The organism is Streptomyces sp. NBC_01775 (genome assembly GCF_035917675.1).
Taxonomy (GTDB): Bacteria; Actinomycetota; Actinomycetes; order Streptomycetales; family Streptomycetaceae; genus Streptomyces.
In genome coordinates this window covers 6,514,981-6,537,410 of record NZ_CP109104.1, presented here as the reverse complement: position 1 = coordinate 6,537,410, position 22,430 = coordinate 6,514,981, and the positions used below count along the sequence as shown (strand labels likewise).

21 protein-coding genes and 1 pseudogene are annotated in these 22,430 nt (G+C 71.8%); 14 read left to right on the top strand and 8 right to left on the bottom strand.

What is annotated here, in order from left to right; all coding sequences use genetic code 11:
• Positions 1-110: 110 nt before the first annotated feature.
• From OHB04_RS29090 to OHB04_RS29075, 4 genes are all read left to right on the top strand, one after another.
• Complete coding sequence (locus tag OHB04_RS29090) at positions 111-1,727, top strand: sensor histidine kinase (RefSeq protein ID WP_405803347.1); 1,617 nt, start codon at positions 111-113, stop codon at positions 1,725-1,727.
• Positions 1,724-2,449, top strand: coding sequence for a response regulator transcription factor (locus tag OHB04_RS29085; protein ID WP_326690598.1), 726 nt, complete (start codon positions 1,724-1,726; stop codon positions 2,447-2,449). The genes OHB04_RS29090 and OHB04_RS29085 overlap by 4 nt, the downstream gene beginning before the upstream one ends.
• Before the next feature lie 285 nt (positions 2,450-2,734).
• Positions 2,735-3,934, top strand: coding sequence for an alpha/beta hydrolase (locus OHB04_RS29080; protein WP_326690597.1), 1,200 nt, complete (start codon positions 2,735-2,737; stop codon positions 3,932-3,934).
• 163 nt (positions 3,935-4,097) lie between these two features.
• Positions 4,098-5,288, top strand: coding sequence for an acyltransferase family protein (locus OHB04_RS29075; protein ID WP_442814972.1), 1,191 nt, complete (start codon positions 4,098-4,100; stop codon positions 5,286-5,288).
• A gap of 107 nt (positions 5,289-5,395) precedes the next feature.
• Here the strand turns inward: OHB04_RS29075 and OHB04_RS29070 are convergent, their stop codons facing one another.
• Positions 5,396-5,866 (bottom strand): MerR family transcriptional regulator, encoded by a 471-nt coding sequence (locus OHB04_RS29070; RefSeq protein ID WP_405803348.1) that lies wholly within the window; start codon positions 5,864-5,866, stop codon positions 5,396-5,398.
• 79 nt (positions 5,867-5,945) lie between these two features.
• Between OHB04_RS29070 and OHB04_RS29065 the strand changes: the two genes are divergently transcribed.
• Positions 5,946-6,761, top strand: a complete 816-nt coding sequence (locus OHB04_RS29065) for a serine hydrolase domain-containing protein (RefSeq protein WP_326808624.1) — start codon at positions 5,946-5,948, stop codon at positions 6,759-6,761.
• A 103-nt stretch (positions 6,762-6,864) separates the two neighbouring features.
• Here the strand turns inward: OHB04_RS29065 and OHB04_RS29060 are convergent, their stop codons facing one another.
• A complete protein-coding gene (locus OHB04_RS29060; RefSeq protein WP_326690594.1) occupies positions 6,865-7,536 on the bottom strand; it encodes a pirin family protein in 672 nt (223 codons plus the stop codon).
• Between the two features lie 172 nt (positions 7,537-7,708).
• Here OHB04_RS29060 and OHB04_RS29055 point away from each other — a divergent pair, with 172 nt between their 5' ends.
• The 5 genes from OHB04_RS29055 to OHB04_RS29035 all read left to right on the top strand — a co-directional run bounded on the left by OHB04_RS29055 (position 7,709) and on the right by OHB04_RS29035 (position 12,665).
• Complete coding sequence (locus tag OHB04_RS29055) at positions 7,709-8,893, top strand: PucR family transcriptional regulator (RefSeq protein WP_326690593.1); 1,185 nt, start codon at positions 7,709-7,711, stop codon at positions 8,891-8,893.
• A 100-nt stretch (positions 8,894-8,993) separates the two neighbouring features.
• Positions 8,994-9,941, top strand: a complete 948-nt coding sequence (locus OHB04_RS29050) for an ACP S-malonyltransferase (protein WP_326808623.1) — start codon at positions 8,994-8,996, stop codon at positions 9,939-9,941.
• 20 nt (positions 9,942-9,961) lie between these two features.
• The gene (locus OHB04_RS29045) at positions 9,962-10,996 is read left to right on the top strand and encodes a ketoacyl-ACP synthase III (protein WP_326690591.1); all 1,035 of its coding nucleotides are present in this window, start codon (positions 9,962-9,964) and stop codon (positions 10,994-10,996) included.
• 72 nt (positions 10,997-11,068) lie between these two features.
• The gene (locus OHB04_RS29040) at positions 11,069-11,317 is read left to right on the top strand and encodes an acyl carrier protein (RefSeq protein ID WP_326690590.1); all 249 of its coding nucleotides are present in this window, start codon (positions 11,069-11,071) and stop codon (positions 11,315-11,317) included.
• 82 nt (positions 11,318-11,399) lie between these two features.
• Positions 11,400-12,665 carry a beta-ketoacyl-[acyl-carrier-protein] synthase family protein gene (locus OHB04_RS29035; RefSeq protein ID WP_326690589.1) on the top strand — a complete coding sequence of 422 codons (1,266 nt, stop codon included), beginning with the start codon at positions 11,400-11,402 and terminating at the stop codon, positions 12,663-12,665.
• Positions 12,666-12,823: 158 nt separating this feature from the next.
• On the opposite strand, the pseudogene OHB04_RS29030 reads toward OHB04_RS29035, so the two are convergent.
• Both OHB04_RS29030 and OHB04_RS29025 read right to left on the bottom strand, forming a co-directional pair.
• A pseudogene (locus OHB04_RS29030) lies at positions 12,824-13,732 on the bottom strand (NAD(P)-dependent oxidoreductase); the annotation flags it as partial.
• A gap of 48 nt (positions 13,733-13,780) precedes the next feature.
• A complete protein-coding gene (locus tag OHB04_RS29025; RefSeq protein WP_326808622.1) occupies positions 13,781-14,275 on the bottom strand; it encodes a DUF3145 domain-containing protein in 495 nt (164 codons plus the stop codon).
• Positions 14,276-14,572: 297 nt separating this feature from the next.
• On the opposite strand from OHB04_RS29025, the gene OHB04_RS29020 reads away from it, so the two are divergent.
• Complete coding sequence (locus tag OHB04_RS29020; RefSeq protein WP_326808621.1) at positions 14,573-15,535, top strand: SGNH/GDSL hydrolase family protein; 963 nt, start codon at positions 14,573-14,575, stop codon at positions 15,533-15,535.
• Positions 15,536-15,618: 83 nt separating this feature from the next.
• Positions 15,619-16,671: a zinc-dependent alcohol dehydrogenase gene (locus OHB04_RS29015; RefSeq protein WP_326690586.1), complete on the top strand. Its 1,053-nt coding sequence runs from the start codon at positions 15,619-15,621 to the stop codon at positions 16,669-16,671.
• Positions 16,672-17,135: 464 nt separating this feature from the next.
• On the opposite strand, the gene OHB04_RS29010 is transcribed toward OHB04_RS29015, so the two are convergent.
• Entirely contained in the window at positions 17,136-17,564 is a 429-nt protein-coding gene (locus OHB04_RS29010; RefSeq protein ID WP_326690585.1) for an organic hydroperoxide resistance protein, read from the bottom strand.
• Positions 17,565-17,741: 177 nt separating this feature from the next.
• Positions 17,742-18,761 carry an NADP-dependent oxidoreductase gene (locus OHB04_RS29005; protein WP_326690584.1) on the bottom strand — a complete coding sequence of 340 codons (1,020 nt, stop codon included), beginning with the start codon at positions 18,759-18,761 and terminating at the stop codon, positions 17,742-17,744.
• Between the two features lie 86 nt (positions 18,762-18,847).
• On the opposite strand from OHB04_RS29005, the gene OHB04_RS29000 reads away from it, so the two are divergent.
• On the top strand, positions 18,848-19,288 hold the full coding sequence (locus tag OHB04_RS29000; protein WP_326690583.1) for a MarR family winged helix-turn-helix transcriptional regulator: 441 nt from the start codon (positions 18,848-18,850) through the stop codon (positions 19,286-19,288).
• Positions 19,289-19,400: 112 nt separating this feature from the next.
• On the opposite strand, the gene OHB04_RS28995 is transcribed toward OHB04_RS29000, so the two are convergent.
• Positions 19,401-20,621, bottom strand: coding sequence for a helix-turn-helix domain-containing protein (locus OHB04_RS28995; RefSeq protein ID WP_326692960.1), 1,221 nt, complete (start codon positions 20,619-20,621; stop codon positions 19,401-19,403).
• Between the two features lie 12 nt (positions 20,622-20,633).
• The gene (locus OHB04_RS28990) at positions 20,634-20,933 is read right to left on the bottom strand and encodes a hypothetical protein (RefSeq protein WP_326809617.1); all 300 of its coding nucleotides are present in this window, start codon (positions 20,931-20,933) and stop codon (positions 20,634-20,636) included.
• Positions 20,934-21,243: 310 nt separating this feature from the next.
• On the opposite strand from OHB04_RS28990, the gene OHB04_RS28985 reads away from it, so the two are divergent.
• The gene (locus OHB04_RS28985) at positions 21,244-22,227 is read left to right on the top strand and encodes a DUF3068 domain-containing protein (protein ID WP_326690582.1); all 984 of its coding nucleotides are present in this window, start codon (positions 21,244-21,246) and stop codon (positions 22,225-22,227) included.
• Positions 22,228-22,430: the final 203 nt, after the last annotated feature.

The window sequence follows — 22,430 nt, the reverse complement described above, 5'->3', positions numbered from 1 at the left end:
CCGTCCCGAGCCCTCGCGCCGGACCCCGCGGGGGTAGTACCGGGGTAGGGGGTCCGCCGCTACCTCCGTAGGACGCGGGGGACGGCGCCGCTCCGTACTCTGGCCACGCGATGTCATCGACCCCACCTCCCCCGCCCGGCGGCGCCGGGCCGGACCCCGGGCACGAGCCCCGGCGGACGCCGCGCGTACGCGGCTCCCGACGGATGCCGCGCGTTCGCCTGCCCCCGGAAGCCGCGGACGGGTTGCGGGCCCTGGGAGCGGCCCTTCTGACCCCGTCGGCCTCCCGGGAGCCGCTGCTGGCGCACGCGAACGCGTGGTGGGTCCGCAAGGTGCCCTATGTGCTGGCGGTGGGCTTCGCCCTCGTCCTGATCCCCGTCACCACCCAGATCCTCGCCAACGACTACGAGCTGAACGGGGCGCTGTCGGGGGCACTCGGCGTGCTACAGACCGCGCCGCTCCTGCTGGCCGTGACCCGGCCGCTGTCGGCCTGGTGGATCGTCTTCACCGCCGACACCGTCGGGGCGCTCGCACTGCTGTACACCGATCACGACGCACTGCGCCCCTGGCCCTGGCCGCCGGCGGCGATCGTGGGCTATCTGGTGCTGTGCCTGGCGCTGGCGCTGCGCGAGAGCCGCCGCACCCTGCTGGGCGTCTGGATCGTCACGGTGCTCGCATCACTGGTCCTCGGCTTCCTCTCGCCCGCGCGCAGCGATGGCACGAACGTGCTGCTGATCGTGCTCAGCGGCGCGATGCTGCTGCTCGGCGCCACCTTGCGGGAGAGGGCCGAGGTCCAGCGGCGGCTGGCCGAGCAGGAGACCATCAGCGAGGCTGAGCGGGCCCAGCGCACCCTCCTGGAGGAGCGCGCGCGCATCGCCAGGGAGCTGCACGACGTCGTCGCGCACCACATGTCGGTCATCACCGTGCAGGCGGACAGCGCGCCCTACCGGCTGGACGGGCTGCCCGAGGCCGCCCGCGAGGAGTTCGGGACCATCGCCGCGACCGCGCGGGAGTCGCTGGCCGAGATGCGGCGCCTGCTGGGCGTGCTGCGCAGCGAGAAGACCCATGGCGAGCGCGCCCCGCAGCCGGGCCTGGAGCGGCTGGAGCAACTCGTGGAGGCGACCGTGCGCGCCGGTGTGCCCGCCGGGTTGAGCGTCGACGTACCGGATGGTGCACGCGATACGGGCGAGATGCCGGCGGCCGGGCCCGCGCAGACCGTGACGCTCTCCGCGTACCGGATCGTGCAGGAGGCGCTCGCGAACGTCGTACGGCACGCGCCGGGCGCCGTCACCCGCGTCTCGGTGGCGGCGGACGAGGAGAACCTGACCGTTGTGGTCGTCAACGGGCCCTCTCCCGATCCGGACAGCGCGCCGCTGGAGACCGCGGGCACCGGGCACGGGCTGGTGGGGATGCGCGAGCGGGTGCGGCTGGTCGGCGGCAGCCTCGACACCGGTCCGCTGCCCGACGGCGGCTTCCGGGTCGCCGCGCGGCTGCCCCTGGACGGACGCCCCCAGGGGGACGCGGATGACGAGCATCCGGAGCGAGGCGCGGGCGACGAGCATCCGGAGCAGAACGCGGACAGCGAGTATCCGGAGCGGGGTGTGGGCAGCGAGCATCCGGAACGAGGCGCGTACAGCGAGCGTCCGGATGACCGGCGGAACGTCCCGCAAGAGGGCGGCCCATGGCGCGACGGCCCGTACGAGGACGGAAAGGACACCCCCACGGCATGAGCGGCACCGGCGCACCCGGCGCTTCCTCCGAGGTGACCCGCGTGGTCATCGTCGACGACCAGGCCATGGTGCGCGCGGGCTTCGCGGCGCTGCTGGCGGCACAGAGCGACATCGACGTGGTCGGTGAGGCACCGGATGGAGCGCGGGGCGTCGAGCTGTGCCGCAGCACTCATCCGGATGTCGTGCTGATGGACGTCCGGATGCCCGTGCTGAACGGACTGGAGGCGGCCCAGCAGCTGTTGGAGCCGCCGCCCGGAGTCACACGCACGCCCAAGGTGCTGATGCTGACGACCTTCGACGTGGACGACTACGTCTACGAGGCCCTGCGGGTGGGTGCGAGCGGCTTCCTGCTCAAGGACGCGCCGCCCGCCGACCTGATCGCCGCCGTGCGCGTGGTCGCCGCGGGCGAGGCCCTGCTGGCGCCCTCGGTGACCCGGCGGCTGATCGCGGAGTTCGCCCGCCAGCGCCGCCCCGGCTCCCACAGGGCCCGCTCCTCGGCGCCCGCGCTCCGGCTGAAGGGGCTGACCGAACGGGAGACCGAGGTGCTGGAGCTGGTGGCGCGAGGTCAGTCGAACGGGGAGATCGCGGGTTCGCTCCATCTCGCCGAACAGACGGTGAAGACCCATGTGAGCCGCATCTTCACCAAGCTCGGACTGCGCGATCGCGCCCAAGCGGTCATCTTCGCCTACGAGTCGGGGCTGATCGCGCCCGGCGACCAGTAGGAACGGCCGGGGCCTCCGGCCGATAGGCACCCCCCGCCGGTAGGCACACACCCCTGCCGGTAGGCACCCCGGGCGAGGGCACCGCATCGGGGCCTGGCCGCGCAGGTGGTGCCGAGCCGTGCCGACCGTGCCGTGCCGTGCCGTGCCGTGTGGACCTCCCCCTACTCCGGTACCACTCCGCGGTTCGCTCCGTGGAGTGACGCCCTGGACGCTTCCGGCGCCGCACGCTTCCTCCGTCGCCCACTCCGGGACCCTCCGGCCGGCGGCAGAAGGAGGGAGACCGCCATGAAGCGCCGCCTCAAGCGCGCTCTGATCGCCGCCTCGCTCGCTGGAGCCGCCATCGCGGGGACGACGGGCCTGGCTCTCGGCACGGAGCAGACCCCGGTCACGGGGCCGGCGCCGGGCGCCGCCGCATGGCGCGCCGACAACTCCCTGGGGCGCACGCTGCCCGACCCCGCTACGGCCGGCCCCGAACGAGTGGCCTCCTTCTTCGCCGGGCTGGACCCGGCCCAGGTGCGCGCGCTGACCCGGCGCCACCCGCTCACCGTCGGCAATCTCGACGGCGCCCCGGTACGCGTCCGCTACCAGGCCAACAAACTCGCCCTGAAGAACGCGCGGCAGGCCGAACTCTCGCGCGGGGCCGACCCGGAGCTGACCACCCAGGATCACCGGCTGGCCCGGTCCAAGGCCGACCGGTACTCCCGCCTCCTCGCTCCGCACCACCGGATACTCGCTTTCGACCCGCGCGGCAGGGGCCAGGTCGCCGAGGTCTACGGAGACCTCCCGCACGCGGACCGCACCGCCGTGATCGTGCCCGGCTCGGACATCGACCTGGGCACCTTCGACGACGGCGGAAAGAACCGCTACGGCAGGCCCGCGGGCATGGCCAAGTCGCTGCGCGCCGAGATGACCCGGCGCTCCCCGGGATCGCGGACGGCCGTGATCGCCTGGGTCGGCTACACCACACCGGTCGGCCTCGGTCCTGACGCGGCCACCGGGCGCCTGGCCGAGGCGGGCGCGCCCCGGCTGGAGCGCTTCCTGCACGGCCTCGCCCGGACGGGCGCGCCCGCTCCGGCCCTGCTGTGCCACAGCTACGGCTCGGTCGTCTGCGGCGAGGCCGCCTCCTCGCTGGAGCGCGAGGACGCGCGGGACATGGTCGTCTTCGGCTCCCCCGGCATCCGGGCCGAGTCGGTGTCCGCCCTGCGCACAAGGGTGCCCGTGTGGGCGGCGCACACCGAGAAGGACTGGATCGGCAACATCCCCAACGTCAGCCTCCTCGGCCTGGGACACGGCGCCGACCCGGCCGGTGAGGGCTTCGGCGCCCGGGTGGTCTCGTCCGACGAGGCGGACGGGCACGCGGGCTATCTCGAACCGGGCACCGACTCGCTGGCCAACTTCTCCGCCGTCGCGCTGCGTTCATACCACTCGGTCCACTGCTCGGCCACCTCGAAGGAGTGCTCCGATGCCCGCACCGACGCCCGCTGACGCCCGTAGACGCTTACCGTCCCCGGCGACGAGCCGTACGCCGCTCCCGGCGATCCGTCGTTCACCGTCCCCGGCAACCCGCCGTCCCATCCCGGGCGGCACCGCGGGCGGGCGTACCGCCCCGCCCCGCGCCACCACACTGCGACGCGGGCTGGCGGGCGCCGTGCGTGCCGTCGAGGAGCGCACTCCCGCACACCGGGACCGTGCCATTGACGGGTTGCGCGCGCTGGGGCTGCTCGGCGTCGTGCTGGGCCACTGGATGCTCGGCGGTTTCACCCGGGACGGGGCGGGGGCGCTGCACAACGCCAGTCCGCTGGCCACGTTCGGGCAACTGGCGCCGCTGAGCTGGGTCCTCCAACTCCTCGGAATCTTCTTCCTGGTGGGCGGCTACTCCTCCGTGCTCTCCTACAAGCGCCATCGCGCGCTCGGCGGGCCGGCGGGTGCCTGGCTGCGCGGGCGGCTGCTGCGCCTGGGCCGTCCCGTCCTGGGAGTCACCGCCGTGTGGGCGGCCTTGCTGCCGCTGCTCTCGTTCTTGGGGGTGCCTGGGGCGACGCTGCGTACGGCGGCCGTCCTCGTGGTGCAGCCGCTGTGGTTCGTCGGGATCTACGCGGGCGTCACGGCGCTGACGCCGTATTGCGTGCGGGCCTGCGAGCGGATCGGAGTATGGGCCGCCGCGCCGCTGCTGGGCACGGTGGCCGCCGTCGACCTCCTGCGCTACGGGCCGCTCGGCCAGGCGATGCCGTCCTGGCTGGGTCTGCTCAACCTGCTGCCCGGATGGCTGTTCGCCTACCAGTTGGGCGTCTGCTGGGGCGAGGGCAAGCTGCGCGGGCGGGGCGGCGCGCTGCTGCTCGCCGGGGGCGGCGCGCTGTTCGCCGTGCTGCTGGTTTTCTTCCACTATCCGGTGTCGATGGTGGGCGTCCCGGGCGAGACCCGCACCAACTCGCATCCTCCGTCGCTCCTGGTGCTCGCCCTCGCCTCCCTCCAGTGCGGCGCCGCGGTCCTGCTGCGCGGACGGCTCGCCTCGGCGCTGCGGCGGCCGGCCCTGTGGGCACCGGTCGTGGTCGTCAACCTCTCGGCCATGACGGTCTTGTGCTGGCACCAGACGGCCATGCTGGCAGTGGCTGTACCGAGCGCCCCGTGGAGCACCGTCGGCGGGCTGACGGCGGCGCCCGACTCCCCGGTCTGGGTGGCGGCCCGCCTCGCGTGGCTGCCGCTCTTCGCCCTCGTGCTCGTGGCGACGGGGTGGGTGACGCGGCGCTTCGAGACACCGTGGAAGAGCGCGGCGCCCGGACCCCGGGTCCTGGCGGGCACCCTGGCCGCGGCCTTCGCGCTCTATGCCCTCGCGGTGGTGTGAGCCCGTCATGCCTTCGCGGTGGTGTGAGCCGGCCTCACGGCACCTGAGATCCGCGGCGCCTGATGTCCGACCGGGGGCCGGGCGGCAGACCAGGCAGCTCAGGCAGCTCAGGTAGTACGCGCCGGCTGCGAGTAGACGTCGATCTTGTGGTTGAGGACGGCCAGGGTGTCGTGCAGCTCGTCGATCCGGCGCAGCACGTCCTCTCTGGTCGTCTCCAGCAGGGCCTTGCGCTCGCCGAAGGTCTGCGCACCCTGGCGCACCAGTTCCGCGTAGCGCACCATGCCGGCGACCGGCATACCCGTCAGCCGCAGCTTGCCCACCAGATTCAGCCAGTCCAAGTCGCGGTTGGTGAAGCGGCGCTGTCCCGTGTGGGTGCGGTCCACGTGCGGCATCAGGCCGATCCGCTCGTACCAGCGCAGCGTGTGCGCGCTCAGACCGCTGATCGCCGACACCTCGCTGATGGTGTACATGTCCTGTCCGTCGGGGCGCGGATGTGGGGCATTGTCCGCTCCGCACTGCTCACGCGCCGTCGGGGCGTCTCGTGTCTCCGTGTCCGTTCCGGCATCCATCACGGTCATAAGTGAACGCTACGAAGTTAGAGCGCACTCCAAGCAAGGGCAAAAACGACGGCAATTCCCGGGCGTTAGGCTCGGGCACATGGAGAGCCTGCGGATGATCGAGACCTGGCCCGCGCCGACCGCCGCCGCGGCCGTCGTACGCGCGGACGGCACGCTTGCCGGCACGCACGGCCCCGCCCGGCAACGCTTCGCGCTCGCCTCCGTCACCAAACTGCTGTCCGCCTACGCGGCACTCGTGGCCGTGGAGGAGGGCGCCGTCGAGCTGGAGGAGCCCGCGGGCCCGGAGGGCTCGACGGTGCGGCACCTGCTGGCACACACCTCGGGCCTTGCCTTCGACGAGCAGCGCGTGATGGCGGAGCCCGGCACCCGCCGGATCTACTCCAACACGGGCTTCGAGACCCTCGCCGACCACCTGGCCAAGGCGACGGAGATCCCCTTCCCGCGGTATCTGGACGAGGCGGTGCTCCAGCCGCTGGGCATGGCCGCGACCGAACTGTCCGGCTCCGCCGCCAAGGACGCCGTCTCCACCCTGGAGGACCTTGTCCGTTTCGCGGCCGAACTCCAGGCGCCGACGCTCCTGGACCGTACGACGGTCCAGGAGGCGACCTCGGTCGTCCACCCCGGCCTGAACGGGGTGCTGCCCGGCTACGGCCGCCAGAAGCCGAACGACTGGGGGCTGGGCTTCGAGATCCGCGGCACGAAGTCCCCGCACTGGACGGGCGACACGTCCTCGCCGCGCACCTTCGGGCACTTCGGTCAGTCGGGGACGTTCTTGTGGGTGGACCCCGAGGCGGGCGCCGCGTGCGTGGCGCTGACCGACCGGGACTTCGGGCCCTGGGCGGCCGAGGTGTGGACGCCGTTCACCGACGCGGTCCTGGCCGAATTGCGCGGGTAGCCCGGACCCGGACCGGCCCAGCCGGACCGGCAGCCGGACCAGCCCGAACGATGCAGCCGGACCAGCCCGGACCCCGCGGGCGGCCCTGAGCGCCAGAGCGCCCTCACCCGTAGCCGGGCTCCGCGTGCATCTCCCACAGCAGCAGTTCCGCCCGGCCCAGCGCGCGCAGCTCCAGGTCCTGCGCGTCGCTGATCCGCGCCGCGTCGCCCTCGCGCAGGGCCTGTTCGCCCAGCAGCGCCTCGCCGCACAGGACATGGACGTACACGAAGGCCGCGTCCGGCACCGCCGTACGCGCGCCGTCGGCCAGCCGCCGCACGTGCAAGACCGCCTCCGTGCGGGGCAGCGCGAAAGGCGTGCCGTCGGCGATGCCCCGTACGATCTCGTACTCGGGTTCCGTGCCGAAGGCGCCGGGCACCAGCCACATCTGGACGAAGCGCAGCGGCCCGTCCCCCGCGTTGCGTTCGGTGTGCCGCACCCCGCTGCCGGCGCCCAGCCGCTGGACGTCGCCGGGGCGCACCAGCGAGGAGTGCCCCGCCGAATCACGGTGCTCCAGCTCGCCCTCGATCACCCAGGTCACGATCTCGACGTCCCTGTGCGGGTGAAGCGGGAACCCGGCGCCCGGCGCCAGACGTTCCTCGTTACAGGCCACCAGCAGCCCGAAGTTCACATTCTCCGGATCGTAGAAACCGGAGAAGGAGAAGGCGTGCCGGGTGTCGATCCCGGCCTCCTGGTCACCGCCCCTGTACCGGTCGGCGGCCCTCCACACCTGCGTCATGAGCCCACCGTAGCCCCGGCCGTCGGGTGCTCCCCGCCGTCGGCCCCGGCAGGGCTCCGCCGCCGCCACCGGCGGAGATCCGGCGCGGCCCCGGCACGGGTCCTGGCGCCGCCCCGGCACCCCCGCCAGCCCCCGCGCCCTGGCACTCCTTCCGATGAGGCAGGCTTGTCCCGTGCCCGAACCCACAGACCCGTCCCAGCATCCGCACCTGGCCACCCTGCGCAGACTTGAGCAGTCCTCGGGGAAGCTCGCCGCCGCCGCCATCGCGCGCATGGACGAGCAGCTGCCCTGGTACCGCGCGATGCCGCCGGAGAACCGCTCCTGGATCGGCCTGGTCGCGCAGGCGGGCATCGCGGCCTTCACCGAGTGGTTCCGGCACCCCGAGACGCCGCAGGCGATCAGCACGGACGTGTTCGGCACGGCGCCCCGCGAGCTGACCCGGGCGATCACCCTGCGGCAGACCGTGGAGATGGTGCGCACCACCATCGAGGTCGTCGAGACGGCCATCGACGAGGTCGCGGCGCCCGGTGACGAGTCCGTACTGCGCGAAGCGCTGCTGGTGTACGCGCGGGAGATCGCCTTCGCGACGGCACAGGTCTACGCGCAGGCGGCGGAGGCACGCGGCGCGTGGGACGCCCGCCTGGAGTCGCTGGTGGTCAACGCGGTCCTCTCGGGCGAGGTCGACGAGGGCGCGGTCTCCCGCGCCGCCGCGCTGGGCTGGAACTCCCCCGAGCACGTCGCCGTCGTCCTGGGCACCGCGCCGGACGGGGACAGCGAGCTGACGGTGGAGGCGATCCGCCGGGCCTCGCGGCACGCCAAGCTCCAGGTGCTCACGGGCGTGCTGGGCAGCCGTCTGGTGGTGATCGCCGGCGGCTCCGACAACCCGCTGAAGGCCGCGAAGTCCCTGATCGGCCCGTTCGCCGCCGGGCCCGTGGTGGCGGGGCCCGTGGTGGGCGACCTGCTGGCGGCGACCCGCTCGGCACAGGCGGCGATGGCCGGCCTGAAAGCGTGCCCCGCCTGGCCGGACGCCCCGCGCCCGGTACTGGCGGACGATCTGCTTCCGGAACGTGCGATGGCGGGCGACCCCGTCGCACGGGACCTGTTGGTGGAGGAGATCTACAGACCGCTGGAGGAGGTCGGCTCCGCGCTGCTGGAGACGCTGAGCGTCTATCTGGAGCAGGCGAGTAGCCTGGAGGGTGCCGCCCGAATGCTGTTCGTGCACCCCAACACCGTGCGCTACCGGCTGCGACGTGTGACGGACGTCACCGGCTGGTCACCCTCGGATGTGCGCTCCGCGTTCACACTGCGTATCGCGCTGATCCTGGGGCGTCTCGCCGACTTCGGAGGCCAGCCGTAAGCTAGCGCGCGTCTTTTGTTGAGGGTCCACAATTCCCCTCACCGTTCTTCGTCTCGGTCCCCACCGGCGGGGACCACTGCCCACAGGAGAGAGTGAGAGAGTGCTCGTACTCGTCGCTCCCGGCCAAGGCGCCCAGAAGCCTGGCCTGCTGACCCCCTGGCTCGAACTTCCCGGCGTCACCGACCGGGTCGCCGAGTGGTCGGCCGCCATCGACCTCGACCTGGTGCATTACGGCACCGAGGCCGACGCCGAGGAGATCCGTGACACAGCCGTCGCCCAGCCTCTGCTGGTCGCGGCGAGCCTGCTGTCCGCCTATGAACTGCTGGACCACAGGCCCGGCCAGGACTCGCCCGGCGCCTTCGGCGCGGTGGGCGCCCTCGCGGGCCACAGCGTCGGTGAGCTGGCCGCCGCAGCGCTCGCCGGGGTGCTGACCCCGCTGGAGGCCATGCGGATCGTGCGGGCCCGCGGCCTGGCGATGGCCGAGGCCGCGGCCGTCAGCGAGACCGGCATGTCCGCCGTGCTCGGTGGCGACCAGGAGACCGTGACGGAACACCTGGACAAGCTCGGCCTGACCCCGGCCAACATGAACGGCGCCGGCCAGATCGTCGCGGCCGGCACCACCGAGCAGCTCGCCGCGCTGTCCGAGGACCGGCCGGAGAAGGCCAGGGTCATCGCGCTGAAGGTCGCGGGTGCCTTCCACACCGAGCACATGGCTTCCGCCGTGCCCGCCATGGAGGCGGCCGTGGCGGGCGTCGAGCCGGGCGATCCGGCGGTGCGCTACGTCTCCAACCTCGACGGCCAGGTCGTGGACTCGGGCCAGGAGGTCGTTCGCCGTCTCGTCCACCAGATCTCAGCGCCGGTGCGATGGGACCTGTGCATGGACACCTTCAAGGAACTGGGCGCCACCACCTTGATCGAGCTGTGCCCCGGCGGCACCCTCACCGGTCTGGCGAAGCGCGCCCAGCCGCAGGTGCGCAACCTGGCACTGAAGTCGCCCGACGACCTCGACCCGGCCCGGGCACTCGTCGCCGAGCACCTGTCCGCCTGACTCCAAGGAGCCCGAGAAGCATGACCGCGAAGATCAAGCCCGCGAAGGGCTCCCCGTACGCGCGCATTCTCGGCGTCGGCGGATACCGCCCGACCCGCGTCGTACCGAACGAGGAGATCCTCAAGCACATCGACTCCTCCGACGAATGGATCCGCTCGCGTTCGGGCATCGCGACCCGGCACTGGGCGGGCCCGGAGGAGACGGTCGCGGAGATGACCCTGGAGGCCGCGGGCAAGGCCGTCGCGGACGCCGGGATCTCTCCCGACCAGGTGGGCGCGGTCATCATCTCGACCGTCTCGCACTTCAAGCAGACCCCGGCGGTCGCCACCGAGATCGCCGACCGGATGGGCACCGGAAAGGCCGCGGCCTTCGACATCAACGCCGGCTGCGCGGGCTTCGGTTACGGCCTCACGCTCGCCAAGGGCCTGGTCGTCGAGGGCAGCGCCGAGTACGTCCTGGTCGTGGGAGCCGAGCGGCTCTCGGACCTGACGGACCTGACGGACCGTTCCACCGCGTTCCTGTTCGGCGACGGCGCCGGCGCCGTGATCGTCGGCCCCTCCGAGGAGCCGGCCATCGGCCCGTCCGTCTGGGGCTCGGAGGGCGACAAGCGCGACGTCATCTCCCAGACCGTGCCCTGGGACGGCTTCCGCGTGGGCGATGTCTCACAGCTCCCGCTCGACGGGGACGGCGCGCTGAAGTTCCCGGCGCTGCGCCAGGAGGGCCAGACGGTCTTCCGGTGGGCCGTCTTCGAGATGGCGAAGGTCGCACAGCAGGCCCTGGACGCGGCCGGCATAGCGGCGGACGACCTGGACGTCTTCATCCCGCACCAGGCCAACATGCGGATCATCGACTCGATGGTGAAGACCCTCAAACTGCCGGAGCACGTCACCGTGGCCCGTGACGTGGAGACCACCGGCAACACCTCGGCCGCCTCCATCCCGCTGGCGATGGAGCGGCTGCTGGCCACAGGGCAGGCGAAGAGCGGCGACACCGCGCTCCTCATCGGCTTCGGGGCGGGTCTCGTCTACGCCGCGACTGTCGTTACTCTCCCCTAGTCAAGATCCGAGCAGCCCCGTACAAAGAGGTCGGGCGCTGCGGACTCACCGCGAATACGAAGGAGCGCCGCAATGGCCGCCACGCAGGAAGAAATCGTCTCGGGTCTCGCCGAGATCGTCAACGAGATCGCCGGGATCCCCACGGAGGACGTGAAGCTGGAGAAGTCCTTCACCGACGACCTGGACGTGGACTCGCTGTCCATGGTCGAGGTGGTCGTCGCCGCCGAGGAGAAGTTCGGCGTGAAGATCCCGGACGACGACGTCAAGAACCTCAAGACCGTCGGGGACGCGACCGACTACATCCTCAACCACCAGAGCTGAGACACCCCCTGAAGCGTTTGTCGCCACCCGGCCAAGGGTGGCCCAAACGGGATCATCCCCTACCAGTGGAGACAGAATTCCAGTGAACGCGACCCCTCACTCCGTGGTCGTCACCGGTATCGGCGCAACCACACCGCTGGGTGGCGACAGCGCATCGACCTGGGAAGGTCTCGTCGCCGGACGCTCCGGCGTCCGTCTCCTCGAGGAGGAGTGGGCGGCCGACATGCCGGTCCGGATCGCGGCGAAGGTTGCCGTCGAGCCGAGCGAGAGCATTCCGCGCGCCCAGGCCAGGAAGCTGGACCGCTCGGCGCAGTTCGCGCTGATCGCGGCCCGTGAGGCCTGGGCCGACGCGGGCTTCACCGCCCGCGCGGGCGAGGACTCCTCGGTCGACCCCGACCGGCTGGGCACCGTGGTGGCGTCCGGCATCGGCGGCGTGACCACGCTTCTCGGCCAGTACGACATCCTGCGCGAGAAGGGCGTCCGCCGCGTCTCTCCGCACACCGTGCCGATGCTGATGCCGAACGGCCCCTCGGCCAACGTCGGCCTGGAGGTGAACGCGCGGGCAGGGGTGCACACCCCCGTCAGCGCCTGCGCCTCGGGCTCGGAGGCCGTCGGCTACGGGATCGAGATGATCCGCACCGGACGTGCCGACGTCGTCGTCGCCGGCGGCACCGAGGCGGCCATCCACCCGCTGCCGATCGCCGCCTTCGCGAACATGATGGCGATGTCGAAGAACAACGACGACCCGCAGGGCGCCTCCCGCCCCTACGACGCGGCCCGCAACGGTTTCGTCCTCGGTGAGGGCGCCGGCGTGATCGTCCTGGAGTCCGCCGAGCACGCCAGGGCGCGCGGCGCACGGGTCTACGCCGAGGCGGTCGGCCAGGGCATCTCCGCCGACAGCCACGACATCGTGCAGCCGGAGCCCTCGGGCAACGGCATCGCGCACGCGCTCCAGGACCTCATCGCCAGGACCGGCCTGGACCCGGCCGAGGTGATGCACATCAACGCGCACGCCACCTCGACCCCGCAGGGCGACCTGGCGGAGCTGAAGGCGCTGCGCAAGGTCTTCGGCGACGACGTGGACCACATGGCGATCTCGGCGACCAAGTCGATGACCGGCCACCTGCTGGGCGGCGCCGGGGGCGTCGAGACGGTCGCCACGCTGCTGGCCCTGCACCACCGCACGGCCCCGCCGACGATCAACATCGAGAACCTCGACCCGGACGCGGACGCCGATGTCGTACGCGACAAGGCACGCGAGCTGCCCGCCGGGGGCACGATCGCCGGGCTGAACAACTCGTTCGGCTTCGGCGGGCACAACGTCGTCCTGGCGTTCCGCACGGTCTGAGCGGGTTCGGCGCGCACGTTCGGAACGCCGTTCAGCGCGCGCGTCGCACCGGATGCTTCACAGGTAAGGGGCGGTCTCCATGGAGGCCGCCCCTTACCTGTGTGCACGTACTCCGCCCCCGGCGCGGGCGCGCCCCTGCGGGCGGCCCGGGCGAGCGGCTACGCCGAGCCGGTCGCGTCGCCCGCGCCGTAGTCGGAGCTTTCGAAGCTCGCGAAGTAGGAGGCCACGGCGTCGTCCCGGCCGTGTCCCTGGGCCTCGGCGCGGCGCATCCGTTCGGCGGCGGCCGGAGTCAGGTCGAGTTGGATACCGGCTGTCCGCGCGGCCTGGGAGATCAGCTCGGCGTCTTTGCGCGCACCCGAGAGGACAAAGCTCGCCTCGTAGGAGCCGTTTAGCACCATCTGTGCCTTGCCCTGTAGATAGGGCAGGTCGAGGGGGCCGCCGGCGACGGCGCCGAGGAAGTCGCGGGGATCCACGCCCAGCCCCTCGGCCAGCGCGAGCGTCTCGGCGGCGCCGTTGATGACGGCGAGCACCCAGTTGTTGACCACCAGCTTCAGGCGGCTGGCGCCGCCGGGTTCGGTTCCCACCCGCAGGGTCTTGGCCCCGATAGCGCCGAAGACACCGTCGGCGGCCTCGGCCGCCTCCTCGGGCCCCGCGACCAGGACGGTCAACTTGCCCTGTTCCGCAGGCTCCTTGGTACCCAGCACGGGCGCGTCCAAGAAGCGCAGCCCGTGCTGGGCGGCGAACTCCTCAAGGGGCGGGAGCCCTTCGGGCCCGACGGTGCTCGCCTGCGCCCATACGGTCCCCTCGCTGAGCCCGGGGACCGCCGCACGCATGGCCTCCAGGACGGAGGGGCCGCCGTAGAGGACGGTGAGGACGACGTCGGCGCCCCGTACGGCCTCGGCGGCGTCGTCGGCGACCCGTACGCCGTCGGCCGCCAGCGGATCCGCTCTGGCACGGGTGCGGTTCCAGGCGCGGACGTCGAACCCGGCGGCGGAGAGGTTGCGGGCCATGGCGGCGCCCATGGTGCCGGTGCCGAGCACGGCCACTGAGGTGGTGTCAGACATGCGGGAACGGTAGGCCTTCGAGTGCGCTTCAGGGCAAGCGCGGCGCGCGCCTCAGACCACTTGGTGGAGCCACCGCACCGGCGCGCCCTCTCCCGCGTAGCGGAAGGGCTCCAACTCGTCGTCCCAGGGCTTGCCCAGCAGCTTGGAGATCTCCGCCTCCAGCTCGCTCTCCCCGCGCCCCGCGCGGGCGAGCGCGGCTCGCAGCCGGTCCTCGGGGATGAGGATGTCGCCGTGCATGCCGGTGACCGCGTGGAAGATGCCCAGCTCCGGTGTGGAGCTGTAGCGCTCGCCCTCGGCGGTGGGGCAGGGCTCGGCCGTCACCTCGAAGCGCAGCAGGTGCCAGCCGCGCAGCGCGGAGGCGAGCTTGGAGGCCGTGCCGGGATCGCCCTGCCAGGAGAACTCGGCCCGCCAAGTGCCGGGGGAGGCGGGCTGTCTGATCCAGTCGAGGTTGACGCGGGCGCCCAGCACTCCCGCGACGGCCCATTCGACGTGCGGGCACAGCGCGCGGGGCGCCGAGTGGACGTACAGAACTCCACGTGTCGTCACCGGGACCTCCAGTGCGGTTCGAGAGCCGCCGCGCGGGCCGCCTCGATCACCTTCCGGTCACGCGCCGGATCAGCGCCTGACATTTTGCACCACCGGTCACTTCCCTATCAGCTCCCGAGGTTACGAATAGTAAACACCATTGCGCGCAATTCTCCCCGAAAGGGACAGGATGTGACGCGAGGTAATATTTACCAGCCGCCGAGCGCCTCGCGCCACCGACCACGGCGCAGGCTACCGCGAGGCGGCGCACGGTGAGTCACGTACCGTCGGTCGAGGAACAGCGAAACAGGGGGTCGGATGACGGAGAGCCACCACACGGGGAGCGACCGCTCCAAGCGTCCCCATCCGTCCGGCCGGCTACGCCCCCGAACAGTCACTATCTCCGCGTTCGCCGCGATACTCGTGGCCGGTCTCGTACTGGCCCTTGTCCACGGCTCCTCCTCGGACGGAGGCAGCGGGAAGGGCGCACAGCGCGCCGAATCCTCCGCACGCCCCCACGCGAAGCCGCAACGGATCTGGGACCGCAGCCCCGGCTCGATAGCGGCCGTCGGCGACTCGATCACCCGTGGCTTCGACGCCTGCTCGCTGCTGTCGGACTGCACGAAGGTCTCCTGGGCGACCGGCACCGAGAACGAGGTCGACAGCCTCGCCAGCCGCCTGCTGACCGACCCCCGGGGCAAGAGCTGGAACTACGCGGTCAGCGGCGCCGTCGCCGACGACCTGCCCGCCCAGATGCGCAAGGCGGCCGACGTCCGCCCCGGCATGGTGACGGTGATGAGCGGCGCCAACGACGCGTGCCGCCCCAGCGTGGCCCGGATGACGCCCGTCGAGGACTTCCGCGCCGACATCCGCGAGGGGCTGCGCGTACTGCGCGCCGAGTCTCCCAAGACCCAGGTCTACGTCTCCAGCGTCCCGGACCTGCGGCGGCTGTGGCAGCAGGGCAGGAAGAACCCGATCGGGGAACGCGTGTGGGGGCTCGGGATCTGTCAGTCGATGCTCAAGGACCCGCAGTCCATGGACAAAGCGGCCCACGACCGCCGTCAGCAGGTGTACGACAGGGTGGTGGACTACAACTCCGTGCTGAAGGAGGAGTGCGCGAAGGACCTGCGCTGCCGCTACGACAACGGTGCCGTCTTCCGCTACCGCTTCACCGGGGCCGAGCTGAGCAACTGGGACTGGTTCCATCCGAGCAAGGCAGGTCAGCGCAGCCTCGCGGAGATGGCCTACCGGCAGATCGTCGCCCGGCGTCCCACGGGGTAGGTCCTCAGCGCGGGCCGCGTCCACCGTCGGCTGCCACGAGGGCGAAGGGCGGGCGGGGTTCGCACGGAGGGAGACCAGCAGCAGTGAGCAGCACCCCGCATCCGGATGAGGCGCGACGCGGCGTGGGCAGCGCGCGGGCCGTCGTGGTCGACAGCCCCGGCAGGCACAGAATCGTCAGCGGGCCGCTCCCGGCGCCCGGCCCCGGCGAGGTGCGGATCGCGGTATTCGCCGCGGGGATCTGCGCGAGCGACCGCGAACTGTACGACGGCGCCCGGCCCCTGGCCTATGTGCGCTACCCGCTCACCCCGGGGCACGAGTGGTCGGGGACGGTCGACGCGGTCGGCGAGGGCGTGGACCCGGAGCTGACCGGGCGCAAGACCGTGGCCGAAGGCTTCCGCGCCTGCCTGCGCTGCGAGCGCTGCCGCGAGGGAGCCACCAGCTTGTGCCTGAGCGGCTACGAGGAGACGGGGTTCACCCGGCCGGGGGGCTTCGCCGACGCGCTGGTGCTGCCCGCTCGGCTGCTCCATCCGCTGGCGGACAGCGCGGACTTGAAGGCGGCTGCGCTGCTGGAGCCCGCCGCCGTGGCCGCGGCGACCGTGCTGGCCGCCGGGGTACGCCCCGGTGACCGCGTCGCCGTGGTGGGCACCGGAGCACTGGGGCTGCTGGCCGTACAACTGCTCGCCGCCTTCTCGCCCGCCGAGCTGCTGGCCGTGGAGCCTCGGGCGCAGCGTGGCGAGCGGGCTCTGCGGATGGGGGCGAGCCGCGCGTGCGCGCCGGAGGAAGCGGCGAAAGAGCGCGGGACCTTTGACGTGGTGCTGGAGACGGCGGGAGCGCCCAGCACCGCCAATGACGCCTGCCTGCTGGCTCGCAGGGGCGGACGGGTGGTACTGGCCGGCGCCTTCGAGCCCGGAGCGCACGGCATCGACCCGATCCATCTCGCCTTCAGCCAGCTGACCGTCCGCTCCGTCTTCGGCGCACCGTCCTCGGCGTGGTCGTACGCGGTACGGGCCTTCAACGGCGGTCTGTTGGACCCGGGCGCGCTGATCACTCACGAACTGCCCCTGGAGCGCTTCGGTGACGCCATCGCCCGGGTACGCGAGGACCCGGATGCGGGGAAGGTGCTGCTGCGGCCGTAGGGGCGTCGCCGTACGAGGCGTCAGGGCGGGACTAGTGCCGTGACCGGCAATGTTTGCCCGGAAGGAGCGTCGTCGTGGGGGCACCGCCCGCGCGAGCGGAGCCGAGCGTGGGGGAGCGTGCGATCGCAAGGCGGCCGGAAGTCCTTGATCGGGGTCTCCCCTGCTCTGGGGGCACCTCCCGGCCGAAGGCCGGGGGAGAAGTCGAGAGCTTGGGGAAGGAGCTACCAGGGCTTTTGGCCAACGCCGCTGGGGGCACCCCCTGCTCGGAGAGCTTGGGGGGGGTGCGTGCCGGGCGGCGCGACGGGGCAAAGCTTGCCGGGAGGGGCACTAGGCCTCAGAGGTGTGGCAAGACCTCAAGAGGCCTCGGGGAGCGCCCCGTTGGTTTCGTACCGCTGAGTGGCGACGGGGCCGTCCCGGGCCCTTCGGGGCGCCGCCCACGGAGCGGCGCCCCGGAGGGGTGAGAGTCAGGCGACGTCGAGCGTGACCTCGATGTTTCCGCGGGTCGCGTTGGAGTACGGGCAGACCTGGTGGGCCTTCTCCAGCAGCTCCTTGGCCGTGGCCGCGTCGACGTTCGGAATCTGGGCCTTCAGGGCGACGGTGAGACCGAAGCCGCCCTCGGGGGTGTTTCCGATGCCGACCTCGGCGGTGACCGTCGAGCCGGAGATGTCCGCGCCCTCCTTGCGGGCGACCACGCCGAGCGCGCCCTGGAAGCAGGCGCTGTAACCGGCCGCGAAGAGCTGCTCCGGGTTGGTGCCGGCGCCGCTGCCGCCCATCGCCTTGGGCGGATTGACGACGACGTCGAGCTGGCCGTCGTCGCTGGCGACGCGGCCGTCACGGCCGTTCTCCGCGGTGGCGACGGCGGTGTACTTGACGTCGATGGGCTGGATTGCCATGAAAATCCTCCTGTTGGTGGCGCGACCGGGGGAGCTCGCGCCCCGATTCCCGCCGGTGCGGTGACAAGCGTATGTGCTGACCGGTGGGGGGCCGACGGCAGCTCATGTTGGGCTGCGTCCGGGCCCCGCGGCCCGCGGGCAGGGGAATGCCCGCCCGGCCGGGGCAGTCCTGCCGGGTCAGTCCGGGAGGGTGACCAGCATCTTGCCGGTGTTCTCGCCCCTCAGCATGCCGAGGAAGGCTTCCAGGGCGTTCTCGATGCCCTCGGCCTTTGTCTCGCGGTATTTCAGCTCGCCCGAGCGCACCCAGGGCGAGACCTCCTCCACGAACTTCGACTGAAGGTCGTAGTGGTCGCCGACGAGCAGCCCTTCCATCCGGAAGCGCTTGGCGATGATCTGGGCGAGGTTGCGCGGGGCGGGGGTCGGCTCGGTGGCGTTGTACTGGGAGATCATTCCGCACACCGCGATCCGGCCGTGGAGGTTCAGGGCCGCGATGGCTGCTTCGAGGTGCTCTCCGCCCACGTTGTCGAAGTACACGTCGATGCCGTCCGGGGCGGCTTCCTTGAGCTGGTCCTTGACCGGGCCGCTCTTGTAGTTGAACGCCGCGTCGAAGCCGTACTCCTCGGTGAGGAGCTTGACCTTCTCGTCCGAGCCCGCCGAACCGATCACCCGGGAGGCTCCCTTGAGCTTGGCGATCTGGCCGACCTCGCCGCCCACCGCGCCGGCCGCGCCGGAGACGAACACCGCGTCGCCCTCCTTGAAGGCGGCGACCCGCAGCAGGCCCGCGTAGGCGGTCAGACCCGTCATCCCGAGGACGCCGAGGTAGGCGGACAGCGGGGCCGCCTCGGGGTCGACCTTGACGGCGCTGCGCGCGTCGAAGGTCGCGTACTCCCGCCAGCCGAAGTGGTGGAGGACGTAATCCCCCTCCGAGAAGCCTTCGGCGCCGGAGGCGAGGACGCGGCCCACCGCGCCGCCCAGCATCGGCTTGTCCAGCTTGAACGGCTCGATGTAGGACTTCGCCGAGCTCATCCTGCCCCGCATGTAGGGGTCCACGGAGAGGTACACGTTCTTGACGAGCACCTCCCCCTCGCCCGGCTCGGTGACGGAAGCCTCACGCAGGGCGAAGTTCTTCTCCGGGTCGGGCCAGCCCTCCGGGCGTTCGGTCAGGTGCCATTCCCGCCCAGTGGTCGGCAGCGACATGGTTGATCCTCCTCGATATTGCAGATGATGAAACAACCATGCACATTTATATTTCATGTTGTCAAGCATTGAGGTAGACTGGTCGCATGACAGCCGGAATCCGCACCCCTGACACGCTCACGCGTGAGGTCGTTCAGCTGTTCGGCACTGTGGTCGCGCGCTATCACGCGGAGTACGAACTGGCCGCCGCCGAGCACTCGTTGACCGGCGCGCAGGCCCGCGTGCTGGCGCTGCTGGCGCGTGAGCCCACTCCGATGCGGCAGGTGGCGCGGCAGCTCAAGTGCGAGCCGTCGAACGTGACGGGGATAGTCGACCGGCTGGAATCCCGGGGGCTGGTCGAGCGCAGGGCCGACCCGGCCGACCGGAGGGTCAAGGTCGCCGCCGCCACCGAGGAGGGCCGCGCCACCGCGGCGCAGCTGCGCGGAGGCCTGGATTTCGCGGACGAGCCACTGGCCGAGCTGACGCTCACCGAGCGCACTCTGCTGCGGGACCTGCTCAAGCGGATGCTGGGTGACCACGTGGAGTGACGACCACACCGAGTGACATCCGCGCAGAGCGCGACAGTCACGCGGAGTGACACCCACGCCCGGCACGGGTCCAGGCCCCTCTCCCCCTCTCCCCCCCTCCCCCGCTCCCCCGCTACCCCACCCCCAGCTCGCCGCGCAGCCGCATCGAGCGCAGCACCAGCTCCAGTTCGAAGCGGCTGTCCGCATCGTCGATGTCGTCCCCCCACAGCTCGCGTATCTGCCGCAGCCGGTAGCGCACCGTCTGCGGGTGGACGCCCAGGCGGCCGGCGACCTCGGGGGCGCCGCCGCGGGTCTCCAGCCAGGCCAGCAGCGTCTCCGCCAGGCGGCGGCTGTGGGTGGGCCCGCACTCGCGCAGGGGCGCCAGCCTGCGGCGGGTCAGCCCGGCGATCAGTTCCTCGGGCGGCAGCAGGACGAGCGCCTCGGTGTGGTCGGTGCAGTAGAGCAGCTCCCCGTCCGGCAGCAGGCCGCGCTCCATCAGGCCGACGGCCGCCTGTGCCCAGCGCAGGGACTTGACCGCGTCGGCCAGCGGCACCGGCGGCCCGACGGCGCCCGCCCACCCGGCGATCGCCCTGCGCAGCAGCTCCGGCCGGCCCGGAGCCTCCGGTTCGGGGACGACCATGCGCGGCTGCTCGCAGTCCATGTCGAGCAGCACCTCATCCCCCACGGCGGGCGGTACGGCCGAGCGCGCGGGGCGCACCAGTACCGCGACGGCGACCGTCCGGGGCACCCGCCAGCCGATCCGCGCTGCCCGGTCGGCGAGCAGGTCGGAGGGGTCGCCGGAGACGCGGTGGTGATGGTGCTCGGACAGCAGCAGGTCGAGCAGCCTGCGCTGGAGGCGCAGCCGCTCACCGGCCTGCCGTGCCGCCGCCTCCGCGTAGCCGCGTACGGACTCGGCGACCAGCCCGTCCAGGTACTGGAAGCCGGACTCGGCCAGTTCGTACATGGCGGGTGGCGGGATCTCCATCTGGGTGCCGATCTCGGCGAGCCGGCGCCAGGCGAGCCGGATGCCGAGCCGGTAGATGGCCTGGAGGGAGTCGAGGCTGCGGCCCTGGAGCACCTCGCCGCGGCCGAACTCCTGGAAGACCTGCGGGGGCACATGCGGGGTATCCAGGCCCGTGGCCAGGTGCTCGACGAAGTGTTCCAGCGCGCGCCGGATACCGATCAGCGCCATGGGCTCGCCCGAATCGTCCAGCACGAGGGGCAGCGCCGGATACTCGCGCCGGATGGCGTCGAGGATGTCCTGCGCGAGCACGGGCACCTCGGCCATCGCCCGCTCGGCGAACTTCCTTACGCGCGGCGGCGGTACGTCCTGCCAGGCCGAGCGCGCGGGCACGGCTCTCACGGGTCAGTCTCCCGGTGTGGAGGCCGAGGCCGAGGCCGAGGCCGAATCGCCGTCCTCGGACGACTGGGGTGAACCGCTCGGGGACGGTGAGCCGTCCGGCGAGGAGGAGCCGCTCGGGGATGCCGAGGGCAGCGCGGACTCGCCCAGCCCTGGTACCTCCTCCGGGGAGGAGTGGAAGTGCACGAGCGGCACGTTGGGCTGGTCGGGGGTGGCGTCGAGTGCGGCGACTATGCCGAACCCCGCGCCGACGGCGAGACCGGCGGCGACCACGCTGGTGAGCGTGGCGGCGAGGAGTCTGTGCATGGCGGAGGCGAACCTCTCTTCGTCGGTGCCGTGGTGGCCGTAAGAGCCGTGAGCACACGCGACGGCTCGGCGCGACGGCCCCGCCCCCAGAGCCAAACCCCTCTTGAGTTGCTGAGTGTCGGGAAGCATTGACGCCGTGTCAAGGGACGGCCTACGGTTTCCCGCCCATACGGACCCTCCAGACGATCCCTCCGTTCCCTTCACCGGCCTCCCAACGGCCCTTCATCGCACGTGCACTTCCCCGTCGCAGCGCCATACCTGCCGCAGGGTCGCCTGACGCGCAGGTCAAGACCACCTCGGAGTGCCCAGCATGCGCCGTACCGCCTCGCCGCTCGCCCTGGTCCTGCTGGGCCTGGGCGTCTTCCTGATCGTGCTCGCGCCGATGCTCACCTGGTACGTCGAACCACGTGCCAAGCGCACTCCCACCGACGTGAATGTGACCTCGGTCTTCAAGGGCGAGGGGAAGTACTTCGACCAGCAGGAACTGAAGACCAAGAGCGACCAGGAACTCACCGTCACCCGGCGCGTGCTGGGGGACGTCGCGGCCAGCGAGAAGACCGGCCGGGCCGTGTGGAACGTCTCCCAGACCATCGACAACCCCAAGACCGCCAAGCTGGACGACCCCCGTAAGTCCTTCCAGTGGACGACGGAGCGCTGGGTGACCAACCGGAAGACCAACAAGCCGGTCGACTGCTGCGGCTCCAAGCCGAAGGACTTCAGCGGCGAGGCATACCTGAAGTGGCCCTTCGACGTGGCGAAGCGCGACTACGTCTGGTGGGACAGCACGCTGGGCGGAACCGTTCCGCTGCACTACAAGGGCAAGGCGAAGGTGCGCGGCTACGAGGGGCTGCGCTTCACCGGCAAGGTCGAGCCCTCCCGCGCCGGGACCCGTCAGGTGCCGGGGGTCCTGGTGGACAAGCCGAAGAGCGGCCAGGTCAACGCCGAGGAGTGGTACGAGAATTCGGGCCTGGACTTCATCGTGGACGAGCGCACCGGCCGCATCCTGTACGCCGCGACAGGGCCCCGGATGACGCTGCGCGCGCCCGGCGGCAAGAGCGACAAGGTGACGCTGCTGGAGAGCGAGAAGCTGGCGTTCACCAAGAAGACCCAGCAGGATGCCGTGGACTTCGCCGAGGACGACAACTCGCAGCTGAGGATGGTGGGCAGCGTGGCACCTATCGGCGCGGTCTCGGCCGGCGCCGTGTGTGCCGTGGTGGGGGCGATACTGGTCGTCAGGGGACGCCGTCCCCGACAGACGCCGCCCGGGACGACGCAGCATCCGGTCGGAGCCTGACCGAAGCCCGACCGGACATCCGGCCATCAGGCGGGCCCTGGGAAGGCTTGACCGGGGCAAGTGCGCGCGACCGGATGCCCGGCACGCACGGCCATTGCGCCCCACGCGTGAGTGAACACCTCGCAGAGCGCGAAGTGATGAAGCATCAGTTCAATTCAGCGCCAAAATTGTCACTCCGGTGAGTAGCCACCCGTGAACGCAGC

What these genes read in the sequence shown, in the direction of transcription:
- OHB04_RS29080 (WP_326690597.1), top strand. Translation starts at nt 2,735, where the DNA reads ATGAAGCGCCGCCTCAAGCGCGCTCTGATCGCCGCCTCGCTCGCTGGA.
- OHB04_RS29045 (WP_326690591.1), top strand. Translation starts at nt 9,962, where the DNA reads ATGACCGCGAAGATCAAGCCCGCGAAGGGCTCCCCGTACGCGCGCATT.
- OHB04_RS29020 (WP_326808621.1), top strand. Translation starts at nt 14,573, where the DNA reads ATGACGGAGAGCCACCACACGGGGAGCGACCGCTCCAAGCGTCCCCAT.
- OHB04_RS29070 (WP_405803348.1), bottom strand. Translation starts at nt 5,866, where the DNA reads ATGACCGTGATGGATGCCGGAACGGACACGGAGACACGAGACGCCCCG.
- OHB04_RS29000 (WP_326690583.1), top strand. Translation starts at nt 18,848, where the DNA reads ATGACAGCCGGAATCCGCACCCCTGACACGCTCACGCGTGAGGTCGTT.
- OHB04_RS28985 (WP_326690582.1), top strand. Translation starts at nt 21,244, where the DNA reads ATGCGCCGTACCGCCTCGCCGCTCGCCCTGGTCCTGCTGGGCCTGGGC.
- OHB04_RS28990 (WP_326809617.1), bottom strand. Translation starts at nt 20,933, where the DNA reads ATGCACAGACTCCTCGCCGCCACGCTCACCAGCGTGGTCGCCGCCGGT.
- OHB04_RS29090 (WP_405803347.1), top strand. Translation starts at nt 111, where the DNA reads ATGTCATCGACCCCACCTCCCCCGCCCGGCGGCGCCGGGCCGGACCCC.
- OHB04_RS29065 (WP_326808624.1), top strand. Translation starts at nt 5,946, where the DNA reads ATGGAGAGCCTGCGGATGATCGAGACCTGGCCCGCGCCGACCGCCGCC.
- OHB04_RS29010 (WP_326690585.1), bottom strand. Translation starts at nt 17,564, where the DNA reads ATGGCAATCCAGCCCATCGACGTCAAGTACACCGCCGTCGCCACCGCG.
- OHB04_RS29040 (WP_326690590.1), top strand. Translation starts at nt 11,069, where the DNA reads ATGGCCGCCACGCAGGAAGAAATCGTCTCGGGTCTCGCCGAGATCGTC.
- OHB04_RS29085 (WP_326690598.1), top strand. Translation starts at nt 1,724, where the DNA reads ATGAGCGGCACCGGCGCACCCGGCGCTTCCTCCGAGGTGACCCGCGTG.
- OHB04_RS29060 (WP_326690594.1), bottom strand. Translation starts at nt 7,536, where the DNA reads ATGACGCAGGTGTGGAGGGCCGCCGACCGGTACAGGGGCGGTGACCAG.
- OHB04_RS29005 (WP_326690584.1), bottom strand. Translation starts at nt 18,761, where the DNA reads ATGTCGCTGCCGACCACTGGGCGGGAATGGCACCTGACCGAACGCCCG.